3 protein-coding genes are annotated in these 1837 nt (G+C 73.3%); all 3 read left to right on the top strand.

What is annotated here, in order from left to right; genetic code table 11:
- On the top strand, positions 1-660 hold a 660-nt coding region (locus Mterra_RS22700), incomplete at its 5' end, for an AfsR/SARP family transcriptional regulator (protein WP_420836710.1).
- A gap of 161 nt (positions 661-821) precedes the next feature.
- Complete coding sequence (locus Mterra_RS20990) at positions 822-1199, top strand: hypothetical protein (RefSeq protein WP_119316845.1); 378 nt, start codon at positions 822-824, stop codon at positions 1197-1199.
- Positions 1200-1489: 290 nt separating this feature from the next.
- Positions 1490-1837 (top strand): Ig-like domain-containing domain (locus Mterra_RS20985; protein ID WP_170159780.1); only part of this gene is annotated, 348 nt, incomplete at its 3' end.

Here is a 1837-nt window from a genome sequence, read left to right as displayed (position 1 = left end):
AGCCCCCGGAGCCCGCTGACCATCCGGGTGCTGGGCGGGGTGGGGCTGGAGCGGGAGGGCGAGCCCCTCCCCCTGCGCGCCCGGAAGCGCCTGGAGATCCTGTGCTACTTGCTCGAGGCCCGCGTCGCCGGGAGGGCCGAGGTGAGCGGGCTCGAGCTCGCCGAGGCGTTCTACCCCGCCGCCGAGGAGGCCAGGGCCAAGGCCACGCTCAAGCAACAGGTCCACCTCATCCGCATGACCCTGGGCCCCGACGCCGTGCGGAGCACCCCCGGCGGCTACGCCCTGGGGGCGGTTCACTCCGACGCCGAGGAGTTCCTGCGGGGCGGGGACACAAGGCTGTGGCGCGGGCCCTACCTCGAGCGCCTGGCGGAAGGCTGGCACGGCGGCGTGCGCGAGGCCCTGACCCAGGCCCTGCGCTCCAGGGCCGAGGCCCTGCTGGAGAGCGCCCCCCAGGAGGCCTCCCGCCTGGCCCAGATCCTGCTGGGGATGGAACCCTACGACACCGGGTTCTTGCAGCTAGGCCTGCGGGCCGCCCGGCAGTCCGGAAGCCCCAAGGCCGCCGCCCGGCTGTACAAGGAGGCCCAGGAGCGCTTCCTGGAAGTCGGCGAGGCCCTGCCGGGGCTCGAGGCCCTCCTCCAGGCGGCCTCTCCCCCGGCCTGAGCCGTTGGCGAGCACGAAAAGCACCCGCGCGTTGGGCGCCCGGCGGCGGGCCACCGGCGTATTTTTGACCGCCCTTTGACCAGGCCTCCCCCACGATAAGCCCTGTACGGCTAAGGAAGGAGCCGGGGCCAAGATGGGTGCGTCACGACAAGGAGAAAGCCATGGACAAGCCGCTTTTCGCGGGCGAGGCCGGCCCGGAGTTTCCGGCCGACTGGCCGGGCACTTACGCGGGGCAGGCCGGCGGGGTGGGCTGCGTGCTCGAGCTGCGCCTCGACCGGGAGGGGAACCTGGGCGGGCGGTTGTGCAGCGGGGAGGAACGCCTCGAGGTCAGCGGGGTCACCGGCGGGGGGAGCGCCATCCGGGGGTGGCTGTACGAGCCCGGGGAGAGGGCGGCCGTCGCGGTCTTCCGGGCTTCGCTCGAGGGGCCCCACCTGCTGCTGGAGATGGAGGTGCCCGACCCCGACGACCACGACTTCTCGGGGGCCGAGCGGATCTGGCTGGTCCGGCTCCCGGCGGGCGGGGCCCGGGGGGACAACTGAGTTCCTCCGGGGTGAATTTTGGCAAAATTCACCCCGACCGGCCCTCGCGGGCATGCCGCCCCTCGCGGCGGCATGCCCGGGAGCGAGAGGGAGAACGAGGGCTCCGGCGGGAGTTTGTTACCCTGCCCCCTGACAAACTCCCGCCGGAGCTACTTGGAGCGGTCCGCGGGGTGCCCGGCCGGTCTTGCCGCGGGAAGAAGCGGCGCAACTCCAGCAAGCAGCGACAGGAAGGAGAATCGCATGAAACCCATTCGCTTCGCATTCGTGCCGGCCCGGCCAGGGGGTGAAGGATGAAGCCGCGGGCCCTTCTCGCCGGGCTGTTGGCCCTGGCCGCCTGCCAGAGCCCCGACACCACCCCGCCCACCCTCACCTCGAGCCTCCCCGCCGACGGCGCCACCGACGTGGCCCTCACCGCCAAGCTGGTCCTCACCTTCTCCGAGCCCGTCAAGCCCGAGACGCTCGTCGTAAGCCCCACCCCGGCCGTGGCCCTGGGCCCGGCGGCCTGGAACGACTCGAGGACCGCGGTGTTCGGCCCGCCCGGGGGCTGGCAGGCCGGGACCGCCTACGGCTTCGCCGTCGGGGTCAAGGACCTGGCGGGCAACCCCCTCGGCGGGGACACGACCCTCGCCTTCCAGACC

The organism is Calidithermus terrae (assembly GCF_003574345.1).
Lineage (GTDB): Bacteria > Deinococcota > Deinococci > Deinococcales > Thermaceae > Calidithermus > Calidithermus chliarophilus.
This window is presented reverse-complemented; position numbering and strand designations above follow the sequence as displayed.